The sequence below is a fragment of the Xylophilus sp. GOD-11R genome, assembly GCF_033546935.1.
In the GTDB taxonomy this organism is placed as follows: domain Bacteria; phylum Pseudomonadota; class Gammaproteobacteria; order Burkholderiales; family Burkholderiaceae_C; genus Xylophilus.
The window spans coordinates 1,157,961-1,183,471 of record NZ_CP137854.1 but is presented as its reverse complement, the minus strand read 5'-3'; the positions used below and the strand labels follow the sequence as shown (position 1 = coordinate 1,183,471).

Here is a 25,511-nt window from a genome sequence, read left to right as displayed (position 1 = left end):
GTCGACCGGGGTGATGGGGATCACGGGTGCGTTCACGAGAGGGATTCCTTGTTCATCGATGTCATGTATAGCGCGATCTGCTCGTGGCAGACCTGTCGCATGTCTTGTCGCGCGAGCCAGGCGCGGTGCCACTGCAGGATGCGTTCCAGCGCTTCGGCCAGTGCCCAGCGCGGCTGCCAGCCCAGGCGGTGGCGCGCCTTGGAGATGTCGAGCTTGAGGTAGCCGGCCTCGTGCGGATGGTCGGCGCCGTCGAGCTGCCAGCGGGCGCCGTCACCCCACTCGCCCACCATGTGTTCGACGATCCACTGCACGGGGCGGGCGTCTTCGTCTTTGGGGCCGAAGTTCCACCCCTCGGCGACCGACTGTCCCTCGGTGTAGAGGCGCTGGGCCAGCACCAGGTAGCCGGAGAGTGGCTCCAGCACATGCTGCCAGGGCCGGGTGGAATGCGGGTTGCGGATGACGACCGGCTGGCCGGCTTCGAAGGCGCGCAGGATGTCGGGCACCAGGCGGTCGAGTGCCCAGTCGCCACCGCCGATGACGTTGCCGGCACGGCCCGAGGCCAGGGCGATGCCTTCCTTCTGCATGAAGGAGCGGCGGTAGGCGCTGGTGACGAGTTCGGCGCAGCCCTTGCTGTTGCTGTAGGGGTCGTAGCCGCCCATGGGCTCGTCTTCACGGTAGCCCCAGACCCATTCCTTGTTCTCGTAGCACTTGTCGGTGGTCACGCTGACGACCGCCTTGACGGTGCCGGCGGCGCGCACGGCTTCCATCACGTGGACGGTGCCCATGACGTTGGTGGCATAGGTTTCGACCGGCTCGGCGTACGACAGGCGCACCAGCGGCTGGGCCGCCATGTGGATGACGATGTCTGGGCGGAAGGCGACCAGGCTGGCGCGCACCGCCGCGAGGTCACGGATGTCGCCGATGGTGGACTGCATGCCTTCGGCCACGCGGGCTTCGTCGAACAGCGCGGGCGTGGTGGGCGGGGCCAGCGAGAAGCCGTGCACCGTGGCGCCCATGCCCTGCAGCCAGAGCGACAGCCAACTGCCCTTGAAGCCGGTGTGGCCGGTCAGGAAGACGCGCTTGCCGCGCCAGAACTCGGGGTCGACCCGTCCGTCGTGGGCCGACATGTCAGCTCCAGACCTTCCACGGCGCCTTGCCGGAGGACCAGAGTTCTTCCAGGTGGTGCTTGTCGCGCAGGGTGTCCATGGGCTGCCAGAAGCCGTGGTGCTCGTAGGCCATGAGTTCGCCCTCTTCGGCGAGCGTGTTCAGCGGCTCCTGCTCCCAGGTCGTGGAGTCGTCCCTGAGCTTGGACAGGACCTTGGGCGACAGCACGAAGTAGCCACCGTTGATCATGGCGCCGTCGCCCTTGGGCTTTTCACGGAAGCTGCGCACGCGGCCGTCTTCCATGTCGAGCGCGCCGAAGCGGCCGGGCGGGAAGGTCGCGGTAAGCGTGGCGGCCTTGCCGTGTTCCTTGTGGAAGGCGATGGTCCGGGTGATGTCGATATCGGCCACGCCGTCGCCGTAGGTGAAGCAGAAGGCTTCTTCGTCCTTCACGTAATTGGCCACGCGTTTCAGGCGGCCGCCGGTCATGGACTCGTCACCGGTATCGACCAGCGTCACGCACCAGGGTTCGGCGCGCTTGTGGTGCACTTCCATGCGGTTGTGGCTCATGTCGAAGGTGACATCGGACATGTGCAGGAAGTAGTTGGCGAAATACTCCTTGATGACATAGCCCTTGTAGCCGCAGCAGATGACGAAGTCGTTCACGCCGTGGTGCGAGTAGGTCTTGAGGATGTGCCACAGGATCGGCTTGCCGCCGATTTCCACCATGGGCTTGGGGCGGGTCGCGGTTTCTTCGCTGAGTCGCGTGCCGAGGCCGCCGGCCAAAATCACTGCCTTCATGTATTAGCTTGCTGGTTGGTTAAACGGAAGAACTGACGAAGGCGTCCGAGAAGAAACGCTTGGCCGAAAGCCCTGCCGCGAGGAGGCGCGAGGACGCATTTTCGATCATCGTCTCGGAGCCGCAGGCGTAGACCACGCATCGGGCCAGATCAGGCGCCCTTTGCAGCAACACGTCCTGCACGTGGCCGCGTGCGCCGGTCCAGTCGGCATCGGCGCGCGACAGGACCGGAACGTACTCCAGTGCCACGGGCCCGTCCATCGTGGGTTGCCAATAGAGATCCTGCGGCGTGCGGCCGCCCCAGAGCACGGTGACCGAGCGCGGCAGCCCGGGTTCGACCCGGTGTGCGAGGCCCTCCAGCAGGGCCTTCACCGGCGCGATGCCGGTTCCGGTGGCCAGGAAGACCAGGTCGAGCCCGGCCACGTCGCGCAGGAAGAAAGTGCCCTTGGGACCTTCGAGGCGCAGCAGGTCGCCGGCCTTGGCCGCGCCGAACCAGTAGGCGCTGAGCGTGCCCCCCGGTACTTCGCGGATGTGCAGCTCGAGCTTGCCGTCGTCCGACGGCGCGTTGGCCACCGAATAGCTGCGGCGAACGCTGTTGGGGCCGACGATATCGACGTACTGGCCCGGCAGGTAGCGCGGCGCCGCCTTGGGCGGAAAGCGCAGGGAGATGCGCAGCACGTCGGGCGCGGGACGATCCAGCGCGTCGATCCGGCAAGGCGTGGTGCGCGAGGGAAAGTCCGCCAGCAGGCTGACGTCCTCGATGTCGAGATGCACCTCGTCCACCGCGGCAGTGGTGCAGGTGAGGATGAAACCGGCTTCGCGCTCGGCAGGGCTCAGGCTGGTGTCGTCGCCGATCGGCGTGGTGGCGCCGCGCAGCACGCGTGCCTTGCAGGTGCCGCAGCGGCCGGTCTTGCAGCTGTGTTCCAGCACGATGCCGGCGGCACGTGCGGCGTCGAGGATGGTCGAAGACGGCGGCGCGTCAAAGCTTTTGTCGTTGGACAGTACGACTCGGGTCATAACATTTTTAGATTTGCTTTGCCTTACTGCGGCATCTCTCAAACGCGATGCTCAGAAAAGCAGCTGGGGCCACTGCGCGGCAATACAAAGCTGAATAATCAGCGGTGCTCCATGGAGCGATGGTCTTGCCCTTTGAGGCGGATCGTGTGCTGGCAAAGCACACACAACACTACACAGAAAAATAACGGCTGACTCGGAGCTCAAGCAGAAGCGGCAGCGCGCAGGTCGGGCTCGCTCGGCGGTGGGTCGGACGCGCCGAAACGCCGGTTGCGGCCGGCGAACCAGGTCAACGACTCGTCGAGCCGCTGCACGTTGAACGCCGGGAACAGGACGTCGGTGAAGTACATCTCGGTATAGGCCATCTGCCAGAGCATGAAATTGCTCACGCGCACCTCGCCGCCGGTGCGGATCAGCAAATCGGGGTCGGGCAGGCCGGCGGTGCTGAAGTAGGGAGCGAGCGCGTCTTCGTCCATCGACTCGGGGCAGGCGCCCGGATGCGCCTGGATCCACCGGCGCATGGCGTTGAGCATGTCCCAGCGGCCACCGTAATTCACGGCCACGGCCAGGGTGAGGCCGGTGTTCTCGCGGGTGAGGTGTTCGACTTCTTCGAACAGCTGACGCAGCGGCTGATCGAACCGGCTCACGTCGCCGATGATCTTGAGCCGGATGCCGCGCAGGTGCAGGTCGCCGGCCTCCTTGCGCAAGTAGCGCAGGAAAAGCTTGGTGAGGCCGGAAACTTCCTGCTCCGGGCGGCGCCAGTTTTCGGTGCTGAAGGCGAAGAGCGTCAGGCATTCGATGCCGACGGCCATGCAGCGCTCCACCAGCGGGCGGATGCGGCGCGCGCCGCTGGCGTGACCCATCATCTGGGGCAGCCCGCGCTGCGCGGCCCAACGGCGGTTGCCGTCCATGATGATCGCCACGTGGCGCGGAATCGTGGAGTCCCGGGCGCTTGCCGCGGGCGTGGCGCCACGCGGCGCGCGAGCCTGATCCACCACGGGGTGCTTCATCTGATCTTCGAGCTTTCTGAGGTGTCGGGCTGGGGAGCGTGGCGTTGGCGCCGAGAGATAAGGCACTCGCCTGACGGGACGCGGCCCGGTCGGTAGTCTAATTTACTTGCCGGTCACACAATCAGGTGGAACTGCGCCCACGCCAGATAATCCATGCGTGGCCATACCAGCATCGTTCATTCAGGATCTCATCTCACGCACCGATGTGGTCGAAGTCGTCGGCCGCCACGTCACATTGAAGAAAGCGGGCGCAAACTTCACCGGTTTGTGCCCTTTTCACGACGAAAAGTCGCCGTCGTTTTCGGTGAGCCCGGTCAAGCAGTTCTATCACTGCTTCGGATGCGGGGTAAGCGGCGACGCCATCAAGTTCCTCACCGAATACACCGGCGCCAGTTTCGTGGAAGCGGTGCAGGACCTCGCCCAGCAGGCAGGCCTCGTCGTGCCGCAGGACGACGTGCCGCCCCAGGAGCGCGAGCGCATGGCGGCGCAGCGCCAGCGGCAGGCCACGCTGACCGAGGTGCTGGAGAAGGCCGGCGAGGCCTATCGCAAGCAGCTGCGCGGCTCGGCGCGGGCGGTGCAATATTTCAAGGGCCGGGGCGTTTCGGGCGCCATGGCGCAGCGCTTCGGGCTCGGTTATGCGCCCGAGGGCTGGCGGGCGCTGGCCAGTGTGTTCCCGGCTTATGACGACCCGCTGCTGGTGGAAAGCGGCCTGGTCATCGCCGGCGAGCAGGCTGAGGACGTGCCCGAATCGCAGCGCAAGCGCTACGACCGGTTTCGCGACCGGGTGATGTTTCCGATCCGCAATGTGAAGGGCGAATGCATCGGCTTCGGCGGCCGGGTGCTGGGCGACGAGAAACCCAAATACCTCAACTCGCCGGAAACACCGGTCTTCAGCAAGGGTCGCGAGCTCTACGGCCTGTTCGAAGCGCGCCAGGCGCTGCGCGACAAAGGCTACGCCCTGGTGACCGAGGGCTACATGGACGTGGTGGCGTTGGCGCAATGGGGTTTTGCCAACGCGGTCGCCACCCTGGGCACCGCCTGCACCACCGAACATGTGCAGAAGTTGTTCCGCTTTACCGACACGGTGGTGTTCAGCTTCGACGGCGACAAGGCCGGCCGACGCGCGGCTCGCAAGGCGCTGGAAGCCGCCCTGCCCTTTGCCACCGATGTGCGCGCGGTGCGTTTTCTGTTCCTGCCGACCGAGCACGATCCGGACAGCTTCATCCGCGCCGAAGGCCAGGAAGCCTTCGCCCGGCAGGTGGCCGAGGCGGTGCCGCTAAGCCGCTTTCTGCTCGACGCGGCGCGCGAAGACTGCGACACCGCCACCGCCGAAGGCCGCGCCCGCATGGCGAGCCAGGCCCGACCATTGTGGAGCTCCATGCCCGACGGGGCCCTGCGGCGCCAGCTGTTGGGCGACATCGCGTCGGCAGTACAGCTCGACGCCGCGGAGTTGTCGAGCCTGTGGGGAAAGCCGCAGCGCGGCGACCGTCGCCCGGCCGAGCCCGCGTCGGTCGACCCATTCGGCATGCCCGATTTTCCGCCCCCGGGCGATCCGGGCGACCCCGGTGAATACGTCGACGCGGGTCAGCCCTACCAGTCAGCGCCGTCCACGCCCCGCAAGCGCAGCGGCTCGGGTTTCGGCGACGGCGGTCGGTGGACGAAGACGGCCGACGGCAAGTGGAAACGGCCGGAGCCGGTCGATCCCTACGCCGAACCGCCGTCGCGCGGGCGGCGCACGCCGGGCATCAGCCGCGCCGATACGGCCGCGCGCCTGCTGCTGCGCGACACCGACGCGCTCGAAGCCCTGTCGCACGAAGACCGGGAGCTGCTCAGCGCCCTGCCCGCACCGCACGGGCCGCTGTTCGTCTGGCTCGAAGGGCAGTTGCACGAGCACGGCCCGCAACCGTGGGCCGCCCTGCGCGAAGGCCTGCAGGGGCACGCGGGCGAGGCCACGGCGCTGCGGGTGATGCAGGGGCCGCAGGCCGAGATCGAGTCGGATCCGGGCGACCTGCGCGGCGAACTGCGCGACGTGCTCGACCGCATGCTGATCGAGCATCTCAAGGCCGAGGAGACGGCGGCCATCGCGGCGGCAGCCACCGATCCGACCGCGATCGAGCGCTACCGGGCGTTGCAATCCCGTCGGCAGGCATTGGAATCGAACCCCCGCACCCCTTGATTTCTGCCCGAAAGCTATAATGTCAGGTTGCTGACGGCAAGAGCGACAGCAGTACCTCCGGAATCCGGCCCCCCGACGCCACAGCGCGCGACCGGCCATCTCTACCGCAAGGGCTGCACACCAAATGATCGCCCTCACATCTTGTCGTCGGGGGAAGCCTCCCCCACCTATGGGAATCGATGCCGTTCGCGGCGTTTGTCGGTCCCTTTCTCCCGCGCCGAGTCGTGGCGCCCAGTCGTTTTCTTTGTGTTGAGTTTTTTTTGAGTTGAGGTGCCCATGCCTGTTCAAAAGCCCGCGAAGTCTTCCAAGCCCACCTCTTCGGCCAAGAACGCCGCTACATCGGCAAAACCCAAAGCCAGCGCCGGAACCCGGGACTCGGCCGTGTCGACCAAGACCGCCAAAGCCTCCGCCAAACCCGCCGCCGCTCCCAAGAAAGCCTCACCACCCGTGTCCACCAAAGCTTCGCTCAAGGCTGCCGCCGACGAAATCCTGAAGGCCGCCGCCGCCGAATCGAAGGATTCCAAGGAATCCAAGAAGAAGCCCGGCCGCCCGCCCAAGGCCGCTGCTGCCGCCGCCACCGAAGGCGCCACCGCCGCAGCGCCGGCCAAGCGCGGTCGCAAGCCCAAGGCCGCCGCTCCGGCCGCTTCTTCGTCCTCGTCCGGCCCGGCGGTCGACGATACCGACCTGTCGGACATCGAGGCCGATCTCGAAGGTGAAGCCGAAGTCGAAACCCCGGCGGCGGTGTCGGCCGAGGTGGTCGAGAAGGTCAAGCCGCTGCGCATGAAGATCAGCAAGGCCAAGGAGCGCGCGCTGATGAAGGAATTCGGGCTGGACGAAACCGTCCTGTCCGAAGAAGACATGGCCAAGCGCCGTTCGCGCCTGAAGACCCTGATCAAGCTCGGCAAGACCCGCGGCTTCCTGACGCACAGCGAAATCTCCGACCACTTGCCCGACAAGCTGGTCGACCAGGAAACCCTGGAAGTCGTCATCACCATGCTCAACGATCTGGGTGTGGCGGTGTATGAACAGACCCCCGACGCCGAAACCCTGCTGGTGACCAACACCGCGCAGACCGGCGCCACCGAGGAAGAAGCCGAAGAAGCCGCCGAAGCCGCGCTGTCCACCGTGGACAGCGAATTCGGCCGCACCACCGACCCGGTGCGCATGTACATGCGCGAAATGGGCACGGTCGAGCTGCTCACCCGCGAAGGCGAAATCGAAATCGCCAAGCGCATCGAAGGCGGCCTGATGGCGATGATGGAGGCCATCTCCGCGTCGCCGGCGACCATCGCCGAGATCCTGCGCATGTCCGAGGAAATCCGTGAAGGCAAGGTCGTCATCTCGACCGTGGTCGACGGCTTCTCCAACCCGAACGAGGCCGACGACTACGTGGCCGAGGAAGATTTCGACGAATTCGACGAAGAAGACGACGACGACGGCAAGGGCGGCTCCAAGGCGCTGACCAAAAAGCTCGAAGAACTCAAGCGCGACGCGCTCGGCCGCTTCGACCGCCTGCGCGATCTGTTCGAGCAGATGCACGCCATCTACGACAAGGAAGGCTACGGCGGCTCGCACTACATGGCGGCACAGAGCAGCATTTCCGAAGAGCTGATGACCATCCGCTTCACCGCCAAGACCATCGAGAAGCTGTGCGACCTGGTGCGTGCGCAGGTCGAGGACGTGCGCAAGAAGGAACGCGAGCTGCGCCGCATCATCGTGGAGAAATGCGGCATGCCGCAGGAGACCTTCGTCAAGGACTTCCCGCCCAACCTGCTCAATCTGAAGTGGGTCGAGAAGCAGGCCGCTGCCGGCAAGAGCTGGAGCACGGTGCTGGCGCGCAATATTCCGCCGGTGCAGGAGCTGCAGCAGAAGCTGATCGACCTGCAGGCGCGCGTGGTGGTGCCGCTGACGCAGTTGAAGGACATCAACCGCCGAATGAACACCGGCGAGTCTTCCTCGCGTGACGCGAAGAAGGAAATGATCGAGGCCAACCTGCGCCTGGTGATCTCCATCGCCAAGAAGTACACCAACCGCGGCCTGCAGTTCCTGGACCTGATCCAGGAAGGCAACATCGGCCTCATGAAGGCGGTGGACAAGTTCGAATACCGTCGCGGCTACAAGTTCTCGACCTACGCCACCTGGTGGATCCGCCAGGCCATCACCCGCTCGATCGCCGACCAGGCGCGCACCATCCGTATTCCGGTGCACATGATCGAGACGATCAACAAGATGAACCGTATCTCGCGCCAGCATCTGCAGGAGTTCGGCTTCGAGCCGGACGCCTCCATCCTGGCCGCGAAGATGGAAATTCCCGAGGACAAGATCCGCAAGATCATGAAGATCGCCAAGGAGCCGATCTCCATGGAAACGCCGATCGGCGACGACGACGACAGCCACCTGGGCGACTTCATCGAGGACCAGGCCAACACCGCGCCTATCGAAGCCGCGATGCAGGCCGGCCTGCGCGATGTGGTCAAGGACATCCTCGACGGCCTGACCCCACGCGAAGCCAAGGTGCTGCGCATGCGTTTCGGCATCGAGATGTCGACCGACCACACGCTGGAAGAAGTCGGCAAGCAGTTCGACGTGACCCGGGAACGCATCCGCCAGATCGAAGCCAAGGCGCTGCGCAAGCTGAAGCATCCGAGCCGCAGCGACAAGCTGCGCAGCTTCATAGACACGCTGTGACCCTCCCCCAGGCTTGACCTGGAGGGTTTGGTTCTTCCCTAGGCTTGACCTGGCTGCTGCGCAGCCAGAGCCGCCTACCCCCTCACCGGGGGCGACTCGCCTGGTCGGCGTAGCCTTTCCGGCCAGTCTCTGAGGCAGTCAGGGTGCTGCGCACCGCCTCCTGGTCTGAGTCGGCGGTGACGCGTCTGACCCGTCCTGAATAGAGTTGACACCCCCGGACGTTTAAAAATGCCGGTTCAGCCGGCCAGCGACGCCCGGTGCACTGCATCGGGCGTTTGCATTTTCAGCGACGTATGCAGTCGCTCGTGGTTGTAGATCTGCACCGACTGCTCGACCACGCGGCGCGCCTGGCGCAGATCGGCCGGGCGGTTCAGTAAAAACTCCATTTTGAGAATGCCGTTGACGCGCTCGGCCAGAGCATTCTGGTAGCAGTCGTAGCCATCGGTCATCGAGCAGGTGACGCCATGGCGTCGGTGCAGCTCCTGGTAATAGGTCGAGCAGTACTGGATGCCTCGATCACTGTGGTGGACCAGGGCCTGTCGTGTCTGGCGCGACCGCAAGGCGATCTTCATCGCCTGGGCCACCTCCTCTGTCTGCAGGCTTGCATGCACGTGCCAGCCGACGATCTTGCGGGAGTACATGTCGGTGATCAGGCTCAGGTAGACGAACTTGCCAGCGGTCGGTAAATAGGTGATGTCGGCCACCCATACCTGCTCGCTGCCGGTGGCATGGATTTGCTGCGGCCCCGCCTTGAGCAGGTTCGGATGCCGCCGGAAGCGATGATGGCTGTCGGTGGTCTTGTGGTACGCCCGCCTGGGCGTCACAAGCAAGCCAGCATTACGCAGCACATCGAAGAGCGCGTCACGGCCCAGGCGGATGCCCTGGTCCTGCAGCGGCTGGCGCAACATGCAGTGGAGCTTGCGCGTGCCTACGCGTGGCTGGCGCATGCGCTGGTCGCGCACGAGTTGCACGACAACGTGTGCCTGCTCGGTACGCCGCGCCTGGCGGCTGCTGGCTTGGTAGAAGGCCTGTCGGCTCATGCCCATGTGTTGGCAAGCCCTGCTCACGCTCAGTCCTTGGACGAGCTTTTGCGCGAGGACTTGCCCAAAGGCTTTTTTACGATGCGCACCCCGTAGTCCTTCTTGAGCACGTCGACCACGGCTTCAAAGAGCTGCGCCTTCTCCTGAGCCAGCCGGAGCTGGACCTGCAAGGCTTTGATCTGCTGCTCGGGTGTGAGCGATGAGGCGGTCTTGTTTAACGGCATGGCTGCCGATGATGCCGCCACGCCCCAACTCTGGCGACCATGCTTGCGCAACCACACCAGCACCGTGCTGCGGCCCTGAATGCCGTACCGCATCTGAGCCTGCTTGTATGTCAACTCGCCTTTTTCTACCTGCGCGACAACTGCCAGCTTAAAAGCCAGCGTGTAGTCACGCTGCGTGCGCTTGATCCCTGATTCCATGACACATGCCCTTTCTGCAAGGTCGAGGTGTCAACGCTGGGCAGGACGGGTCAGTCAATCAAAAAAAGCCCCCTGCATTGCTGCATGGGGCTTTTTATTTGGCTGCGTCAGTCGGCGTTGGGGTCGACCAGGAAATCGATCAAGGCCCGCGCGGCGGCGGACAGTTGCCGGTGCGGTGCGTAGATCACCGAGATCGGTCGGGAGCGCCCCCGCGCCTGGGGCAGCACCTCCACCGCTCGGCCCTGCGCGATGAGGTCGCGGCCGATGAAATCGAAGGTCTGGCAGATACCCAGGCCTGCCAACGCCAGGGAGACGACACCCAGCACGTCGTCGCTCAAGCGCACGCCGGCCTGCGGCGCCCAGTCGATGTCCTTTCCCTTGTCGTCGCGCAGCATCCACGGTGAGATGCGTCCGGTGCTGGGCATGACGAACGGCAGGCAGGCGTGCCGGGCCAGCGCCTCGATGTCGGTCGGCATGCCGGCAAGGGCCCCATAGGCGGGCGCGGCCAGCAGGCACAGGGCCACATCCTCCAGGTGGCGTGACACCAGGCGGCTGTCGGGCAAGGGGCCGAGCCGGATCGCGAGGTCGTAGCCTTCGGCCGCCAGATCGACGTTCCGGTTGGTGATGCTCAAGTCGATGCCGACCTTCGGATAGCGCTGTGAAAAGCGGCTGAGCAACGACGGCAGGCGATGGTGCCCATAGGTGGTGGGCACGCTCAGCCGCACGCGCCCGGCCAGCTCTCCGGCGGTGCCTCGCATGCCGCGCTCCGCGTCTTCGATCAGCACGAAAGCCTGCCGCGCCTGCTCGAGGTACAGCCGACCCGGCTCGGTGAGGCTCAGCCGCCGCGTGGTGCGGCGCAGCAGCTGCGCGCCCAGGCGGGTTTCCAGGCGACTGATCGCCCGGCTGAGTACCGACGCCGTGGTCGCCAGTGCGATCGCAGCCGCAGTGAGCGAACCTTTGTCGACCACCGTGATGAAGGTTTCCACGTCGCCCAGGTGATCGAATCGTCGGCTCATCTTGGCTTTTGATGTACGAATGATTGTCTCGCTCGACTGTTTATAGCCTCGATGCTCATGAATAGAGTGGTGTTTTGATTGCTGAAAAGAGTCCGATGTCATCCATTTCGAAGCACCTCGCCGCCATGACACTCACGGCATTCGGCCTGGCCGCCCATGCCGACGACCAGCCAGCGCTCGAGCGCTGGCGCAGCTATGCCGGCGTGAGCTGGGAACAGGCCCCGAACGGGGCCGACCCGGTGGCTTTTGCCGGATCGGTGAAGGCGCCCATCGCCGGCATCCACTTCGACGGCCAGGGTGCCGCCTACGTCAGTACGCCGCGTCTGCTTTCCGACGGTGCCCCCGCCACGATCAGTCGCCTGGATACCGGCGGCCGCACCGGGCCGGCGCGGCTGACGGCTTTTCCGTCCCTGCGGGCGAACGACATCACGGCGCCGGTCCAGACCAGCCTGCGCAACGTACTGGGCTTTCATGTCGACCGCCGCAACGGCTGGCTCTGGGCGCTCGACCTGGGCTTCGTGGCGGCCGAGCAGGAGTCTCCGCCGGGCGCGCAGAAAGTGCTCGTGCTGGACCTCGCCTCGGGCCGGGTCGTGAAATGCATCCCGCTGGACGGCGTGGCCGACCGCAAAGCCAGCTTTCTCAACGACATCGCCGTCGATGAACACCGGCGTGTCGCCTACCTTTCGGACAGCGGCTTGCGCAGTGCGCCCGACAACGCCGCCGGCCTGATCGTGGTCGATTTCGCCAGCGGGCGAAGCTGGCGCGTGCTCGATCGCCACCCGAGCCTGATGCCCCGGCCGGGCGTGCAGGTGGTCGCCCACGGCCGCGACGTGTGGCCCGGCCATCCGATGATGCTGGGCATCAACGGCATCGCCCTGTCACCCGACGCGGCGGTGCTGTACTGGTCGGTGACGACCGGGACGCATGTGTATTCGGTGCCGACCGCACTGCTGCGCGATCCGCAAACGGGCACCGGGGCCATCGCCGCGCATGTCCGCGATCTCGGCGACGTGGGCGGCAACACCGACGGCATCGTCACCGACGCTGCCGGCGCTCTCTACATCACCGACGTGACCCACAACGGCATCGTTCGTTACGACCCCACCACCGCCGCGATGGCGCGGCTGGCTTCGAGCGATGGCGTGCACTGGCCCGATACGGTCGCCATCCACCCGAACGGCGATCTGGTGTTCACCGCGAGCAAACTCGACCAGCATTTCGCCGGTGCGGTGAAAAACGGGGACGAACGCTACGAACTGTGGCGCCTGCCGCTACAGCGGGCTGGTCAGGCCCGGCCGTAACGGTCTTCGAAACGCACGATGTCGTCTTCGCCCAGGTAGGCGCCCGACTGCACCTCGATCAGCTCGAGCGGGATCTTGCCGGGGTTTTCCAGCGCATGGACCACGCCGACCGGGATATAGGTCGACTGGTTCTCGGTGAGCAGCACTTCCTTGTCGCCCAGCCACACCTTGGCGGTGCCGGACACCACCACCCAATGCTCGGCGCGGTGGTGGTGCATCTGCACCGACAGCTTCTGCCCCGGGTTCACCGTGATGCGCTTGACCTGATAGCGCTCGGCGTGGTCGATGGAGTCATAAGAGCCCCACGGCCGGAACACCTCGCGGTGCAGCGCCGCCTCGGGGCGTTTGGCGGCTTTGAGCCGATCGACGATCTTCTTGACCTCCTGGACGGATTCCTTGGAAGCGACCAGCACCGCGTCGGAGGTCTCGACGATCATCACGTTGTCGAGGCCGATGGCGGCGACCAGACGGTGGTCGGCGCGCACGTAGCTGTTCTTCACGCCCTGCAGCCACACGTCGCCTCGCGCCGCGTTGCCCTCCGCATCCTTGGTGGCCACGTCCCAGACGGCGCCCCAGGCACCGACGTCGCTCCAGCCGGCCGAAAGCGGCACCACCTTCACCTTGTCCGACTTCTCCATCACGGCGTAGTCGATGGAGTCTTCCGGCGATGCGGAGAAAGCTTCCTTGTCGAGCCGGATGAAGTCGAGGTCGGACCTGGCCTGGGCCACCGATTCGCGCGCGGCCTTGACCACCGCCGGGCTGAAGCGCTCCAGCTCGGCCAGCAGCACCGAAGCCTTGAACAGGAACATGCCGCTGTTCCAGAGATGACGGCCGTCGGCCAGATAACGACGGGCGGTTTCCAGGTCCGGCTTCTCCACGAAAGCGCTGACGGCGACGGCCGAGATGCCTTCCACGCGGTCGGCCACCTGGATGTAGCCATAGCCGGTTTCGGGCGCGGTCGGCACGATGCCGAAGGTGACCAGCGCGCCGGCCTCAGCCGCCGCGACACCCGCGGCAATCGCCTGGTGGAAAGCCGGCGTATCGGCGATGACATGGTCGGCGGCCAGCACCAGCAGCAGCGGATCGGCGCCCTGCGCGCTGGCGGCGGCCGCAGCGGCCGCGATGGCCGGCGCGGTATTGCGCCCGACCGGCTCCAGCAGGATCGCGTGCGGCTTGACGCCCACCGCGTGGAGTTGTTCGCCGAGGATGAAACGATGATTCTCGTTGCCGACCACCAGCGGGGCCTGCACGTCAGGCAGGCCGGCCAGCCGTGCCAGCGTGAGCTGGAACATGGTCCGCTCTTCGGTGACGCCGATGAATTGCTTGGGGTAGGACGACCGCGAGAGCGGCCAAAGGCGGGTGCCGGACCCACCCGACAGAATGACAGGAATCATCAGTAAACCTTGGCGAGAATCGACCCGGACGAGTATAGCCAGCACCTTTTGCCGGCCGTACGGGTCAGTGGTCGTGGTGCAGGTAGTCTGGCTGCTTGGGCAGGCGCAGGCTGACCAGGAAGGCGATGGCCATCATCACCGTCACATACCAGTAGAAGCTCTGCTGCATGTCGATGTCTTTCAGGTAGAGCGCCACGTATTCGGCCGTGCCGCCGAACACCGCGTTGGCGATGGCGTAGGCGAAACCCACGCCCAGCGCGCGCACCTGCGGCGGGAACATCTCGGCCTTCACCAGGCCGCTGATCGAGGTGTAGAAACTCACGATGGCCAGCGCCAGCACGATCAGGCCGAAGGCCGCGTACGGACTTTTGACCGATTGCAGCGCCAGCAGGATCGGCACGGTGGCCAGCGTGCCCAGGGCGCCGAACAGCATCATGGAAGCGCGCCGGCCGATGCGGTCGGCGAGCGCGCCGAACAGCGGCTGCATGAGCATGTAGCAGAACAGCGCGCAGGTCATGATTTCGGTGGACGTGCGAGCCGACATGCCGGCCGAGTTCACCAGGTACTTCTGCATGTAGGTGGTGAAGGTGTAGAAGATCAGCGAGCCGCCGGCCGTGTAGCCCAGCACCGTGAGGAACGCCGGCAGGTGGTTGCGCAACAGCGCACCCAGGCTGCCGGCTTCCTTGTTGGCGCGGGTCTCTGCGGTGGAGGTTTCGCGCAGCGAGCGCCGCAGCAGCATGGCGACCACCGCGGTGACCGCGCCGATCACGAAAGGCACGCGCCAGCCCCAGGCGTGGAGCTCGGCGTCGTCCAGGAAAAACTGCATGACCACGATGACCAGCGCCGCGAGCAGCTGGCCGCCGATCAGCGTGACGTACTGGAACGAGGCGAAGAAGCCGCGACGGCCGCGCAGCGCGACCTCGCTCATATAGGTGGCCGAGGCGCCGTATTCGCCGCCGACCGACAGGCCTTGCAGCAGACGCGCCAGCAGCAGCAGCGCCGGGGCCGCGACGCCGATGCTGTTGTAGGTGGGCAGGCAGGCGATGAGCAGCGAGCCGCCACCCATCATCACGACCGAGATCACCATGGAGGGCTTGCGACCGTACTTGTCGCCGATGAGGCCGAACAGCCAGCCACCGATCGGCCGCATCAGAAAGCCCGCCGCAAACACGCCGGCGGTGCTCAGCAGCTGCACCGTGGGGTCGGCCTTGGGGAAGAAGGAAGCGGCGAAGTAGATCGCGCTGAAGGCGTAGACGTAGAAGTCGAACCATTCGACCAGGTTGCCGGACGATGCGGCGACGATGGCGAAGACACGTTCGCGGACTTCCTTGGGCGTGTAGGGACGATGCGCCGGCGTGGCGGGTGCAGAAGAACTCATGTTGTCCTGTTGTTGTCGGTTTTTAGGAGTCGTCGCTGCCCGCGCGCGTGGCGGCGGCAGCCACCTAGGGTAACCCCTGAACAAATCTGATGGTTTCAGTGCGGCTCACAGACGCGCGCAGGCCACTACCAGGCCGACGCCAACCAGGCCCATGCCGAGCTTTTCGCGCATCGACAGCGACTCGGCGAACAGCCGCTGCGACACGAGGTAGCTGAAGATCACCTCGACCAGGCCGAGCGTGCGCACCTCGGTCGCCGGCCGCATCGCCGTGGCGGTCAGCCAGCAGATCGACGCGAACGCCCCCGCCGAGCCCGCCGCGCTGGACAGCCGCCACGACCGCAGCACCACCCCCAGCGACGCCGGGGCGCGCATCGCCAGCCAGCCGCCGAGCAGTAGCGTCTGCAGGCCCTGGGCCCAGGCCACGTTCCAGGCGCCGGCGAGCCAGGGCGAAACGCCCTGCAGTTGCAGCGAGGCGCCGCGATAGCCGATCGAGGCCATCGCGAAGCAGGCGCCCGACGCCAATCCGTAGACGACCGCCCGGCCGCCCGGGCCACCCGAGCCCGATGCGGCGGGCGACAGCAGCACCACGCCGACGGTGGCCGCCACCATGCCCGCCAGCAGCACCGGCCCGGGCAGCTCCTGCAGGAAGACCGCCGAGAACAGCGCCACCTGCAGCACCTCGGTCTTGGACCAGGTCACCGCCACGATGAAATTGCGGCTCGCCATGGCCAGCAGCAGCAGCGCCGTCGCGGCGAGCTGGGCCAGCGCCGCCACCACCAGCCAGCCGGCGTAGCCCCAGCCGAACGCCGGCGCGGCGCCCTGCGACAAAGCACCGCCCCATCCCCATCGCACCAGCGCCAGCCAGGCCAGCGCCACCGGCAGGCCGTAGAGAAAACGCACCAGCGTGGCGGCCAGCGTGCCGGCGGTCGCGGTGAGGGTGCGCTGCGCGGCGTTGCGGAAGGTCTGGCCGAGCGCGGCGGCGAGCGTGATCGGGATCCAGGCCCAGGAAGCGGCGTCGAGCTGCATGGCGGTGAAAAAAGCGTTGGGAAAAGCGGGCGACACCGCGAAGCTACCATTGCAGATCGACGCGTTTCGCCCCATCCCGCTTTCCGGCTACTCATGACCCAGGCACCGCCAGACCGTCCCGACCCCCTCGGCGCTCCCGCCACCACGCCGATGACGCCCTCTCTCGACGAAATCGCTTCGGCGATGCAGGCCAGCCGCGAATCGCTGCTGCTGGCCATCGAGGTCGCCGAAATCGGCACCTGGGACCTGGACCTGCGCACCCGCGTGCTCACCTGGCCGCCGCGCACCAAGGCGATGTTCGGCATCTCGCCGGGCGTGCCCTGCGACATGTCCGACTTCTACGCCGGCCTTCACCCCGACGACCGCGACCGCACGGCAGAAGCCTTCGCCTCCGCCGTCGATCCGGCGCGGCGCGCCACCTACGACGTGGAATACCGCACCGTCGGCAAGGAAGACGGCCGCATCCGCTGGGTGGCCGCCAAGGGGCGCGGCGTGTTCGATGCCGACGGCGTATGCGTGCGCGCGCTCGGCACCGCCATCGACATCACCGCCCACCGCGCGGCCGCCTCGCGCCAGGCCTTCCTGCTGGGCGTGGTCGACACCCTGCGGCTGCCGGCGCCGCCGCGCGACATCATGGCGGCAACCGTGCGCCGCCTGCGCGAGCATCTGGGCAGCAGCCGGGTCGGCTACGCGCAGATTCGCGAAGACGGCCAGACCGTGGTGCTCGAGATCGACGCCGTGGCCGATGTGCCGTCACTCGCCGGCAGTTATCCGCTGGAGACCTTCGGCGCCGCCAACGTGGACCTGCTCAGAAAGGGCCGCACCGCCGTCTTCGAAGACGCCTCGCGCGAGCCGGGCAACGCGCCGGCGCATATCGAGGCCATGCAGATCCGCGGCCAGATCGCCGTTCCCTTCCTGAAGGACGGCCGGCTGCGCGCGGTGCTCTACGTGAACCATGCACAGCCACGCGCCTGGAATGCCGACGAGGTGGCGCTGGTGGAAGACGTCGCCCTGCGCACCTGGGACGCGGTGGAACGCGCCCGCGCCGAGGAAGCCCTGCGCGAGGAAAGCCGCGCGCTCGAAACCCTCAACCACACCGGTGCGATGCTGGCCGGCGAGCTCGACCTCGACACCGTGGTCCAGCGCGTGGTCGATGCCTGCCGCGAGCTCACCGACGCTGCTTTCGGCGCCTTCTTCTACAACGTGCTCGACGAGCAGGGCGCGAGCTACACGCTCTACGCGCTTTCGGGTGTGGAACGCTCCAGCTTCGCCAACTTTCCCATGCCGCGCGCCACCGCACTGTTCGGCCCCACCTTCGAGGGCAAGGGCGCGATCCGCTCGGGCGACATCACCCGCGACCCGCGATACGGCCGCAACAGCCCGCACACCGGCATGCCCGCCGGCCATCTGCCGGTGTGCAGCTACCTGGCGGTGCCGGTCGTCACCCGATCGGGCGAGGTCATCGGCGGCATGTTCTTCGGGCATCCGCAGCCCGACCGCTTCACCGCGCGCGCCGAGCGCATCGCGATCGGCATGGCCTCGCAGGCGGCCATCGCGATCGACAACGCACGGCTGTTCCAGGCCGCCGAACGCGCGCGCGAAACGCTGCAGCAGCGCGTGGCCGAACGCACCGGCGAGCTCGAACGTGCGCACGAGCAACTGCGCCAGTCGCAGAAGATGGAAGCCGTGGGCCAGCTCACTGGCGGCATCGCACACGACTTCAACAACCTGCTGCAGGGCATCACCGGTTCGCTGGAAGTGGTGCGCCGGCGCATCGGCGCCGGCCGGGTGGAAGACCTGCAGCGCTTCATCGACGGCGCGATCCAGTCGGCCCGCCGCGCCGCCGCCCTCACCCACCGGCTGCTGGCCTTTTCGCGGCGGCAGCCGCTGGCTCCGCGCACGGTCGAGGCCAATCCGCTGGTGCGCTCCATGGAAGAGCTGCTGCGCCGCACGCTCGGCGAGCGCATCGGCCTGCGACTGGACCTGCAGGACGAGCTTTGGCCGACCCTGTGCGACGGCAACCAGCTCGAGAGCGCGATCCTCAACCTCTGCATCAACGCGCGCGACGCCATGCCCGACGGCGGGCTGCTCACCATCGCCACGAGCAATGCGCAGATCGACGAGCTCTACGCCGCTGCCCGCGACGACGTGACCGCCGGCGAATACGTCTGCGTGCAGGTCGAGGACACCGGCACCGGCATGGCGCCCGACGTGCTGGCCAAGGCCTTCGATCCCTTCTTCACCACCAAGCCGCTCGGCCAGGGCACCGGCCTGGGCCTGTCGATGATCTACGGCTTCGCCCGCCAGTCGGACGGCCATGTGCGCATCGACAGCGAACCGGCGCAAGGCACCGTCGTCCGCCTTTTCCTGCCACGGCACCTGGGTCGAGCCGAGGCCGACGAACACCTGCCGCCGCCCGGCGCCGAGCCGGCCACTCGCCGGGGCGAGACGGTGCTGGTGGTGGAAGACGAGGCCGTCGTGCGCGGCCTGATCGTGGAAGTGCTGAACGAACTCGGCTACTGCGCGCTGGAGGCGGCCGACGGCCCGGGTGGGCTGGCGATCCTGCAGTCGCCCCAGCACATCGACCTGCTGGTGACCGACATCGGCCTGCCCGGCCTCAACGGCCGGCAGGTGGCCGACGCCGCGCGTGTGCTGCGGCCGGAGCTGAAGGTGCTGTTCATGACCGGTTATGCCGAGAACACCGTCGAGGCGCGCGGCTTTCTGGAGCCCGGCATGGACATGCTGACCAAGCCCTTCGCGATGGACGTGCTGGCGGCGCAGCTGCGCGCGATGGTGGAAGGCCGGTGAAGCGAGCCCTGTTCGCCGCGTTGCTGGCAGCCGGGTTGGCCGCCGTGGTGCCGGCGGCTTCGGCCCAGGAGCTGCCGCCCGGCGTGCGACTGGGCATGGGCCTCGCTGAACTGCGGCAGGCGCTGCCGGCGCTGGAACGGGTACGGCGGCCGCAGCGGCTCGCCGGCGGGCTGGTGGGAGCCTGGCAGGTCGCCGATGCGCAGGTGGCCGGTGTCATCGGCACGCAGACCTACTATCTGGCCGGCGGCGAACTGCGCCGCATCGAATTCATGGCCGACACCGCCGCACTGCCGGACGGCGGCTCGGCGGCGTTCGACGCCGTGGTCGCCGCCGGCCGCGAGCGCTGGGGACCGGAACGACCGGCGCAGGACGCGGTCAGCCGTTACGCCGCCTGGAGCACGGCGGACATCGACGCCTATGCCCGCCTGCTGGCGCCGCCGCGCGCGGCCCTGCAGCTGGTGATCAGCGCCCGGCCGCCGCGCGACGACCGGCAGCTCTGAAGCTCAATCGGTAAGGCTCGACCGGTAAGGCTCAACCGGTATTGCGCAGCCCGGCCGCGATGCCGTTGATTGAGATGTGGATGCCGGTCTGCACCCGGTCGTCGCCCTGCCCCGCCCGGTAGCGCCGCATCAGCTCGATCTGCAGGTGGTGCAGCGGGTCGATGTAGGGGAAGCGGTGACGGATGGATCGCGACAACGAGGTGTTGTGCGCCAGCCGCTGCTTGTCGCCGGTGATCAGCGCCAGCGCGTCGTTGGTGCGCTTCCATTCCGCTTCGATCATGCCGAACACCTTCTTGCGCAACCGCGTGTCGGTGACCAGCTCGGCATAGCGGCCAGCCAGCGCCGGGTCGCTCTTGGCCAGCACCATGTCCATGTTCGACAGCAGCGTCTTGAAGAACGGCCACTGCTTGTACATGCGCTGCAGCAGCGCGACCCGGGTGGCGCGCTCGGTCTTGGACGGCTGCGCGCCGTCGGCCAGAAAGGCCTCGACCGCCGAGCCGAAACCGTACCAGCCCGGCAGCGTCAGCCGGCACTGGCCCCAGCTGAAGGACCAGGGCACCGCGCGCAGGTCCTCGATGTTCTGCTGCGCCTTGCGCGAGGCCGGACGCGAGCCGATGTTGAGTTCGGCGATCTCGCGGATCGGGGTGGAGCCGAAGAAGTAGTCGGCGAAATGCGGTGTCTCATACACCAGCTGCCGGTAGGCGGCCATGCTGGCCACCGAGATCTCGTCGGCCGCCTGCAGGAACTGCCGGGTCGCGGGCTTGGCCGGCTGCAGCAACGTGGCTTCGAGCGTGGCGGCGACCAGCGTTTCGAGGTTGCGCCGGCCGATCTCCGGGTTGGCGTACTTGGAGCCGATGACTTCGCCCTGCTCGGTCAGGCGGATCTGGCCGCGCACCGTGCCGGCCGGCTGCGCCAGGATGGCCTGGTAGCTCGGGCCGCCACCGCGTCCCACCGTGCCGCCACGGCCGTGGAACATGCGCAGCTGGATCGGCGTCGGCGGCACCGCCGGCGCGTCCTGCGCGGGATTGGCCGGCAGGCCTTCGAGCGCCATTGCGTCGAAGAACGCCACCAGCGCGCCGCCGGTGCGGTAGAGCTCCCAGTTGCTGGTGAAGATGCCGCCGTCCTTGTTGCTGTCGGAATAACCGAGCATCACGTCCTGCTCGCCGCCGCTGCGCTGCACCAGCGCGGCGATGCCCGGCAGGCTGTAGAACTCCCGCATGATGGGCGCGGCGCTGCGCAGGTCGCCGATGGTCTCGAACAGCGGCACCACGATCAGGTCGTTGACCGCGCCGGCATCGAGCGTGCCGCGCAGCAGGCCCACTTCCTTCTGCAGCAGCAGCACTTCGAGCAGGTCGCTCACCGCCTCGGTGTGGCTGATGATGTAGTGGCGGATCGCCTGCCGGCCGTAGCGGGCGCGCATGTTGCGGGCCGCCTCGAAGATGGCGAGCTCGCTGCGCGCCAGGTCGGAATATTCGATGCCCATCACCCGCAGGGTGCGTGCATCGTTGAGCAGCGACAGCAGCAGCTTGCGCTTGGCGGCTTCGTCCAGGCTCGAATAGCCGGGCTCGATGCGGGCGGTGAGCAGCAGCTCGGCCACCACCGCCTCGTGCTTGTCCGAGCTCTGCCGCAGGTCGACCGTGGCCAGATGGAAGCCGAAGACCTCCGCCGTGCGGATCAGCGGCTTGAGCCGTTGCTGCGCGATGGCTTCGCCGTGCTGGGCCAGCAGCGAAGCTTCGATCACCCGCAGGTCGGCCACCAGTTCCTCGGCCATCAGATAGGGGTTCTGCGGCGCCACGGCGTGGCGCGCGGCCTCGCCGCCGGTGAGGTTCTTGAGCGTGGCGGCCAGGCGCGCGTACATGCCGGTGAGGGCGCGCCGGTAGGGTTCGTCCAGGCGGTGCTCGCTCTGGTCCGGGCTGCGGCCGGCCAGCGCCTGCATCTCGGGGCCGAAGTCCACCAGCCGGGCCGACAGCGACAGCTCCGCGCCCAGGCGGTGCAGCTCGGTCAGCATGTGGCGGATCGACACCTCGCTCTGGCGGCGCAGCGCGTATTCGAGCGTGTCGGCGCTGACGTTCGGATTGCCGTCGCGGTCGCCACCGATCCACTGCCCCATGCGAAAGAAGCTCGCCACCGGGTACGCCCCGAGCTCGCGCTCCAGGCCGGCGTACAAGCGCGGCACTTCGCGCAGGAAGGTGGCCTCGTAATAGGACAGCGCGTTCTCGATCTCGTCGTTGACGGTGAGCTTGGAAAAGCGCAACAGCCGGGTGTGCCAGAGCTGCATGACCCGGGCGCGCAGCTGCGCCTCGTTGGCGGCCATCTCGCGCGGCGCCAGCGCATCCTTGGTGGCAGCCGAGAACAAAGCCCGCGCCTTGACCTCGTCGCGCGCCTGCAGCAGCTGGGCGATGCCGCGCTCGGCATCGAGAATGCTCTTGCGCTGCACCTCGGTCGGGTGGGCGGTGAGCACCGGGGACACATAGCTCGACGCGAGCGTCTGCGACAAGGCACGCGGCGACACGCCCGCCCAGCGCAGCCGCGCCAGGGCCACGTCGATGCTGCCTTCCTGGGTATCGCCGGCCCGGTCGTGCTCGATGCGGCGGCGGATGTAGTGCCGGTCTTCGGCCAGGTTGGCCAGGTGGCTGAAATAGGTGAAGGCGCGGATCACGCTGACGGTCTGGTCGGCGCTCAGCGACTTGAGCAGCTTCTTCAGCGCACGGTCGGCGTCCTGATCGGCGTCGCGCCGGAAGGCCACCGACAGCTTGCGCACCTGCTCGACGAGTTCGTAGGCGGCCTGGCCGTCGGTCTCGCGGATCACGTCGCCGAGGATGCGGCCGAGCAGACGGATGTCGTCGACCAGCGGTTGCTCGATGTCCTTGCGGCGACGCGGGGGCGTCGTGCCAGAGGTCGACGAAGGGGCCTTGTCGGTCTGCTGCACGGTGTTCTCCTGGCAGGTTGAGTTGGTCTTCTAATGGTGCGCTGCAGCAATGCTAGCATCGCCGCCTTCGCCGCTGCCCCCCATTTTTCTCGTGAGCCAAGCCCCGCTTTCCATCGTCATCGCCACGCGCGAAAGCCGGCTTGCCCTGTGGCAGGCAGAACATGTGGCAGCACGATTGCAAGGCCTGGGCCATGGCGTCCGCCTGCTGGGCATGACGACGCAAGGAGACCGCATCCTCGACCGCTCGCTCAGCAAGGTCGGCGGCAAGGGCCTGTTCGTGAAGGAGCTGGAGACCGCCCTGCAGGACGGCCGGGCCGACATCGCGGTGCATTCGCTCAAGGATGTGCCCATGGACCTGCCCGAGGGCTTCGAGATGGCCTGCGTGATGGAACGCGAGGACCCGCGCGACGCTTTCGTCTCCAACGCCTACCCCACGCTGCAGGCGCTGCCCGAGGGCGCGGTGGTCGGCACTTCCAGCCTGCGCCGGCAGGTGCTGCTGCGCGCGCTGCGGCCCGATCTGCGGGTGGAGCCCTTGCGCGGCAATCTCGACACCCGCCTGCGCAAGCTCGACGACGGCGGCTACGACGGCATCGTGCTGGCCTCGGCCGGGCTGATACGGCTGGGCCTGGAGGCGCGCATCCGCTGCCATTTCTCGATCGACGAACAAATGCTGCCCGCCGCCGGACAAGGCGCGCTGGGTATCGAGATCCGCGCCGGTCGCGCCGATCTGGCGGCCGCTCTGGCACCGCTCAACCATCGGGCCACCGAACTCACCACCAGCGCCGAACGGGCGGTGAGCCGCGCCATGGGCGGCAGCTGCTCGATGCCGCTGGCGGCCTTCGCTACGCTGAGCGACGCCACCCTGCACCTGCGCGCGGCCTGGGGCGATCCGGCCGGCGACGGCACCTTGCTGCGCGCCGACGTGACGGGCACCGTCGCCACGCCCGCCGAAGCGGCGACGCTGGGCGAAGAAGCCGCGAACCGGCTGCGCGCGGCTGGCGCGCACTAGCTGCGCACGGAGAGCCGATGCGTTTCGTGCTGACCCGCCCGGCGCCCGAGGGCGAGGCATCGGCGCTGCGGCTTCGGCAGGCCGGCTTGGACGTCGTCGCCCTGCCGCTCATCGGCATCACCGAACCGGACCGCGAGCAGGCCGAAACCCTGCGCCGCTGCTGGCGCTCGCTGCACGAACATCGTGCGGTGATGTTCGTCAGCGCCGCGGCGGTACAGCACTTCTTCGGTGCGGCCGCGCCGGGCAGCCGCTGGCCGGCCGCCACGCGCGCCTGGGCGCCCGGCCCGGGCACGGCGGCAGCGCTGTCGGCGCAGGGCGTGCCGGCCGACGCCATCGACACACCGGCGCAAGACGCCGCGCAGTTCGATTCCGAAGCGCTGTGGGCGACGGCCGGCGGGCGCATCGCGCGCGGTGATTCGGTGCTCATCGTGCGCGGCGCCGAGGCGGATCGCGCCGACGATGCCGGCAGCGGACACGGCCGCGCCTGGATGGCCGAGCAACTGGCGGGCGCCGGGGCCGTGGTGTCGGCCGTCGCGGCCTACCGGCGCGGCAAGCCCGCCTGGAGCGATGCCGAATCGGCACAGGCGATGTCGCTGGCCGGGCCCGGCACCGCATGGGTATTCAGCAACTCGGAAGCCATCGCGCATCTGTTCGCCCTGCTTCCCGTTGCGGCCGAAGCGCTGCGCCAGGGCACCGCCCTCGCCACCCATCCACGCATCGCGGCCAGTGCGAACGCCGCCGGCTTTGCGCGGGTCGTCATGGCACGACCGGGCGTCGTCGGCCTCGAACAGGCCATGACGGCCCTGGACCGATCGATAGAATCGACCGAATGAGTTCCGTGCCCCTGCCTGAATCGCCCGCGGCGACACCCGCATCGCCCCTCGTCGCGCCGCCCTCGCTGGCGCGTCCCATGCTGATCGGTGTCGGCATCGTCGCGGCGCTGGCGCTCGCCGCCTCCGTCACGCTCTGGCAGCGCCTGTCGTCCATCCAGGAGCAACTGGCCCGGCAGAGCGCCGACGCCGGCAGCCAGTCGATCGAAGCCCGCACCATGGCGCGGCAGGCGCAGGAAACCGCGCAGGACGCGGTCTCGCGGGTCGGCGTGATGGAAGCGCGCCTGTCCGAAGTCTCGCTGCAGCGTTCGCAGCTCGAAGAGCTGATGCAGAGCCTTTCGCGCTCGCGCGACGACACCCTGGTGGTGGACATCGACTCCGCCCTGCGGCTGGCCCAGCAGCAGGCCGACCTGACCGGCACCGCCGACCCGCTGCTGGCCGCCCTGCGCAGCGCCGATCAGCGCATCGCGCGCGCCGCCCAGCCACGCCTGGCACCGGTGCAGCGCGCCATCGCCCGCGACATGGAACGCGTACGCGCCGCCAGCGTCACCGACGTGCCCGGCTTGCTGTCGCGGCTCGACGAGCTGGTGCGCATGGTCGACGAACTGCCGCTGCAGAACGCGGTGGCGCAGGCCGCCGCGATGCACGGCGGCGCCGCCCCGCTGCCCGAACCCGACACCAGCGCCGATCCGCTCTGGCGCGCCACCCTGCGCCGCGCCTGGTTCGCGGTGCGCGACGAGGCGCGTGGTCTGGTGCGGGTCAGCCGCATCGACCAACCCGAAGCGGTGCTGCTGGCGCCCGACCAGGCCTTCTTCCTGCGCGAGAACCTCAAGCTCAAGCTGGTGAACGCCCGTTTGGGCGTGCTGGCGCGGCAGTCCAACGCGGCGCGTTCCGACCTGGCCGGTGCGGCGTTTGCGCTGCAGCATTACTTCGAACCCGGTTCGCGCCGTGTGGTGACCGCCGGTGAAATGCTCAAGCAGGCGCAGGCGCAGATGAACGGCACCTCGATTCCGCAGCCGGAGGAAACCCTTTCGGCGCTCGCTACCGCGGCCGCAGGAAGGTAATCCCTG

19 protein-coding genes are annotated in these 25,511 nt (G+C 67.8%); 8 read left to right on the top strand and 11 right to left on the bottom strand.

Annotated elements, in window-relative coordinates:
• Positions 1-32: 32 nt before the first annotated feature.
• From rfbG to uppS, 4 genes are all read right to left on the bottom strand, one after another.
• The gene (gene rfbG, locus R9X41_RS05370) at positions 33-1,127 is read right to left on the bottom strand and encodes a CDP-glucose 4,6-dehydratase (RefSeq protein ID WP_318633850.1); all 1,095 of its coding nucleotides are present in this window, start codon (positions 1,125-1,127) and stop codon (positions 33-35) included.
• Between the two features lies 1 nt (position 1,128).
• The gene (gene rfbF, locus R9X41_RS05365; protein ID WP_318633849.1) at positions 1,129-1,902 is read right to left on the bottom strand and encodes a glucose-1-phosphate cytidylyltransferase; all 774 of its coding nucleotides are present in this window, start codon (positions 1,900-1,902) and stop codon (positions 1,129-1,131) included.
• Positions 1,903-1,921: 19 nt separating this feature from the next.
• Positions 1,922-2,917 (bottom strand): 2Fe-2S iron-sulfur cluster-binding protein, encoded by a 996-nt coding sequence (locus R9X41_RS05360; RefSeq protein WP_318633848.1) that lies wholly within the window; start codon positions 2,915-2,917, stop codon positions 1,922-1,924.
• 200 nt (positions 2,918-3,117) lie between these two features.
• Complete coding sequence (gene uppS, locus R9X41_RS05355) at positions 3,118-3,924, bottom strand: polyprenyl diphosphate synthase (RefSeq protein WP_318633847.1); 807 nt, start codon at positions 3,922-3,924, stop codon at positions 3,118-3,120.
• Positions 3,925-4,081: 157 nt separating this feature from the next.
• On the opposite strand from uppS, the gene dnaG reads away from it, so the two are divergent.
• On the top strand, positions 4,082-6,100 hold the full coding sequence (dnaG, locus tag R9X41_RS05350; RefSeq protein WP_318633846.1) for a DNA primase: 2,019 nt from the start codon (positions 4,082-4,084) through the stop codon (positions 6,098-6,100).
• 284 nt (positions 6,101-6,384) lie between these two features.
• Here dnaG and R9X41_RS05345 read toward each other — a convergent pair whose 3' ends face one another.
• A complete protein-coding gene (locus tag R9X41_RS05345) occupies positions 6,385-6,570 on the bottom strand; it encodes a hypothetical protein (protein ID WP_318633845.1) in 186 nt (61 codons plus the stop codon).
• On the opposite strand from R9X41_RS05345, the gene rpoD reads away from it, so the two are divergent.
• Positions 6,548-8,788 carry an RNA polymerase sigma factor RpoD gene (gene rpoD / locus R9X41_RS05340; RefSeq protein ID WP_318633844.1) on the top strand — a complete coding sequence of 747 codons (2,241 nt, stop codon included), beginning with the start codon at positions 6,548-6,550 and terminating at the stop codon, positions 8,786-8,788. The genes R9X41_RS05345 and rpoD overlap by 23 nt on opposite strands.
• A gap of 236 nt (positions 8,789-9,024) precedes the next feature.
• Here rpoD and R9X41_RS05335 read toward each other — a convergent pair.
• Together R9X41_RS05335 and R9X41_RS05330 are read right to left on the bottom strand one after the other, a co-directional pair.
• Positions 9,025-10,250 (bottom strand): IS3 family transposase gene (locus R9X41_RS05335; RefSeq protein ID WP_318630877.1). Its coding sequence is split into 2 segments (ribosomal slippage): positions 9,025-9,906 and positions 9,909-10,250, totalling 1,224 coding nucleotides; the frame shifts between segments, so codons are not numbered across the junction.
• 107 nt (positions 10,251-10,357) lie between these two features.
• Complete coding sequence (locus R9X41_RS05330; RefSeq protein WP_318633843.1) at positions 10,358-11,266, bottom strand: LysR family transcriptional regulator; 909 nt, start codon at positions 11,264-11,266, stop codon at positions 10,358-10,360.
• 95 nt (positions 11,267-11,361) lie between these two features.
• On the opposite strand from R9X41_RS05330, the gene R9X41_RS05325 reads away from it, so the two are divergent.
• A complete protein-coding gene (locus R9X41_RS05325) occupies positions 11,362-12,567 on the top strand; it encodes an L-dopachrome tautomerase-related protein (RefSeq protein WP_318633842.1) in 1,206 nt (401 codons plus the stop codon).
• Here R9X41_RS05325 and R9X41_RS05320 read toward each other — a convergent pair.
• From R9X41_RS05320 to R9X41_RS05310, 3 genes are all read right to left on the bottom strand, one after another.
• Positions 12,552-13,961, bottom strand: coding sequence for a mannose-1-phosphate guanylyltransferase/mannose-6-phosphate isomerase (locus R9X41_RS05320; RefSeq protein WP_318633841.1), 1,410 nt, complete (start codon positions 13,959-13,961; stop codon positions 12,552-12,554). The genes R9X41_RS05325 and R9X41_RS05320 overlap by 16 nt on opposite strands.
• Before the next feature lie 64 nt (positions 13,962-14,025).
• Positions 14,026-15,339 (bottom strand): MFS family transporter, encoded by a 1,314-nt coding sequence (locus R9X41_RS05315; protein WP_318633840.1) that lies wholly within the window; start codon positions 15,337-15,339, stop codon positions 14,026-14,028.
• 105 nt (positions 15,340-15,444) lie between these two features.
• Complete coding sequence (locus R9X41_RS05310) at positions 15,445-16,365, bottom strand: DMT family transporter (RefSeq protein ID WP_318633839.1); 921 nt, start codon at positions 16,363-16,365, stop codon at positions 15,445-15,447.
• Positions 16,366-16,515: 150 nt separating this feature from the next.
• Here R9X41_RS05310 and R9X41_RS05305 point away from each other — a divergent pair, with 150 nt between their 5' ends.
• Together R9X41_RS05305 and R9X41_RS05300 are read left to right on the top strand one after the other, a co-directional pair.
• The gene (locus R9X41_RS05305) at positions 16,516-19,173 is read left to right on the top strand and encodes a GAF domain-containing protein (protein ID WP_318633838.1); all 2,658 of its coding nucleotides are present in this window, start codon (positions 16,516-16,518) and stop codon (positions 19,171-19,173) included.
• On the top strand, positions 19,170-19,673 hold the full coding sequence (locus R9X41_RS05300; RefSeq protein ID WP_318633837.1) for a hypothetical protein: 504 nt from the start codon (positions 19,170-19,172) through the stop codon (positions 19,671-19,673). The genes R9X41_RS05305 and R9X41_RS05300 overlap by 4 nt, the downstream gene beginning before the upstream one ends.
• 31 nt (positions 19,674-19,704) lie before the next feature.
• On the opposite strand, the gene ppc is transcribed toward R9X41_RS05300, so the two are convergent.
• Complete coding sequence (ppc, locus tag R9X41_RS05295) at positions 19,705-22,602, bottom strand: phosphoenolpyruvate carboxylase (RefSeq protein ID WP_318633836.1); 2,898 nt, start codon at positions 22,600-22,602, stop codon at positions 19,705-19,707.
• Positions 22,603-22,651: 49 nt separating this feature from the next.
• On the opposite strand from ppc, the gene hemC reads away from it, so the two are divergent.
• Genes hemC through R9X41_RS05280 form a run of 3 tightly spaced genes read left to right on the top strand, consistent with a single transcriptional unit; the run spans position 22,652 to position 25,505 of the window.
• Positions 22,652-23,611, top strand: coding sequence for a hydroxymethylbilane synthase (gene hemC, locus R9X41_RS05290; RefSeq protein ID WP_318633835.1), 960 nt, complete (start codon positions 22,652-22,654; stop codon positions 23,609-23,611).
• A gap of 17 nt (positions 23,612-23,628) precedes the next feature.
• Complete coding sequence (locus R9X41_RS05285) at positions 23,629-24,444, top strand: uroporphyrinogen-III synthase (protein WP_318633834.1); 816 nt, start codon at positions 23,629-23,631, stop codon at positions 24,442-24,444.
• Positions 24,441-25,505 carry a uroporphyrinogen-III C-methyltransferase gene (locus tag R9X41_RS05280; RefSeq protein ID WP_318633833.1) on the top strand — a complete coding sequence of 355 codons (1,065 nt, stop codon included), beginning with the start codon at positions 24,441-24,443 and terminating at the stop codon, positions 25,503-25,505. Before R9X41_RS05285 ends, R9X41_RS05280 begins: the two co-directional genes overlap by 4 nt.
• Positions 25,506-25,511 lie beyond the last annotated feature (6 nt).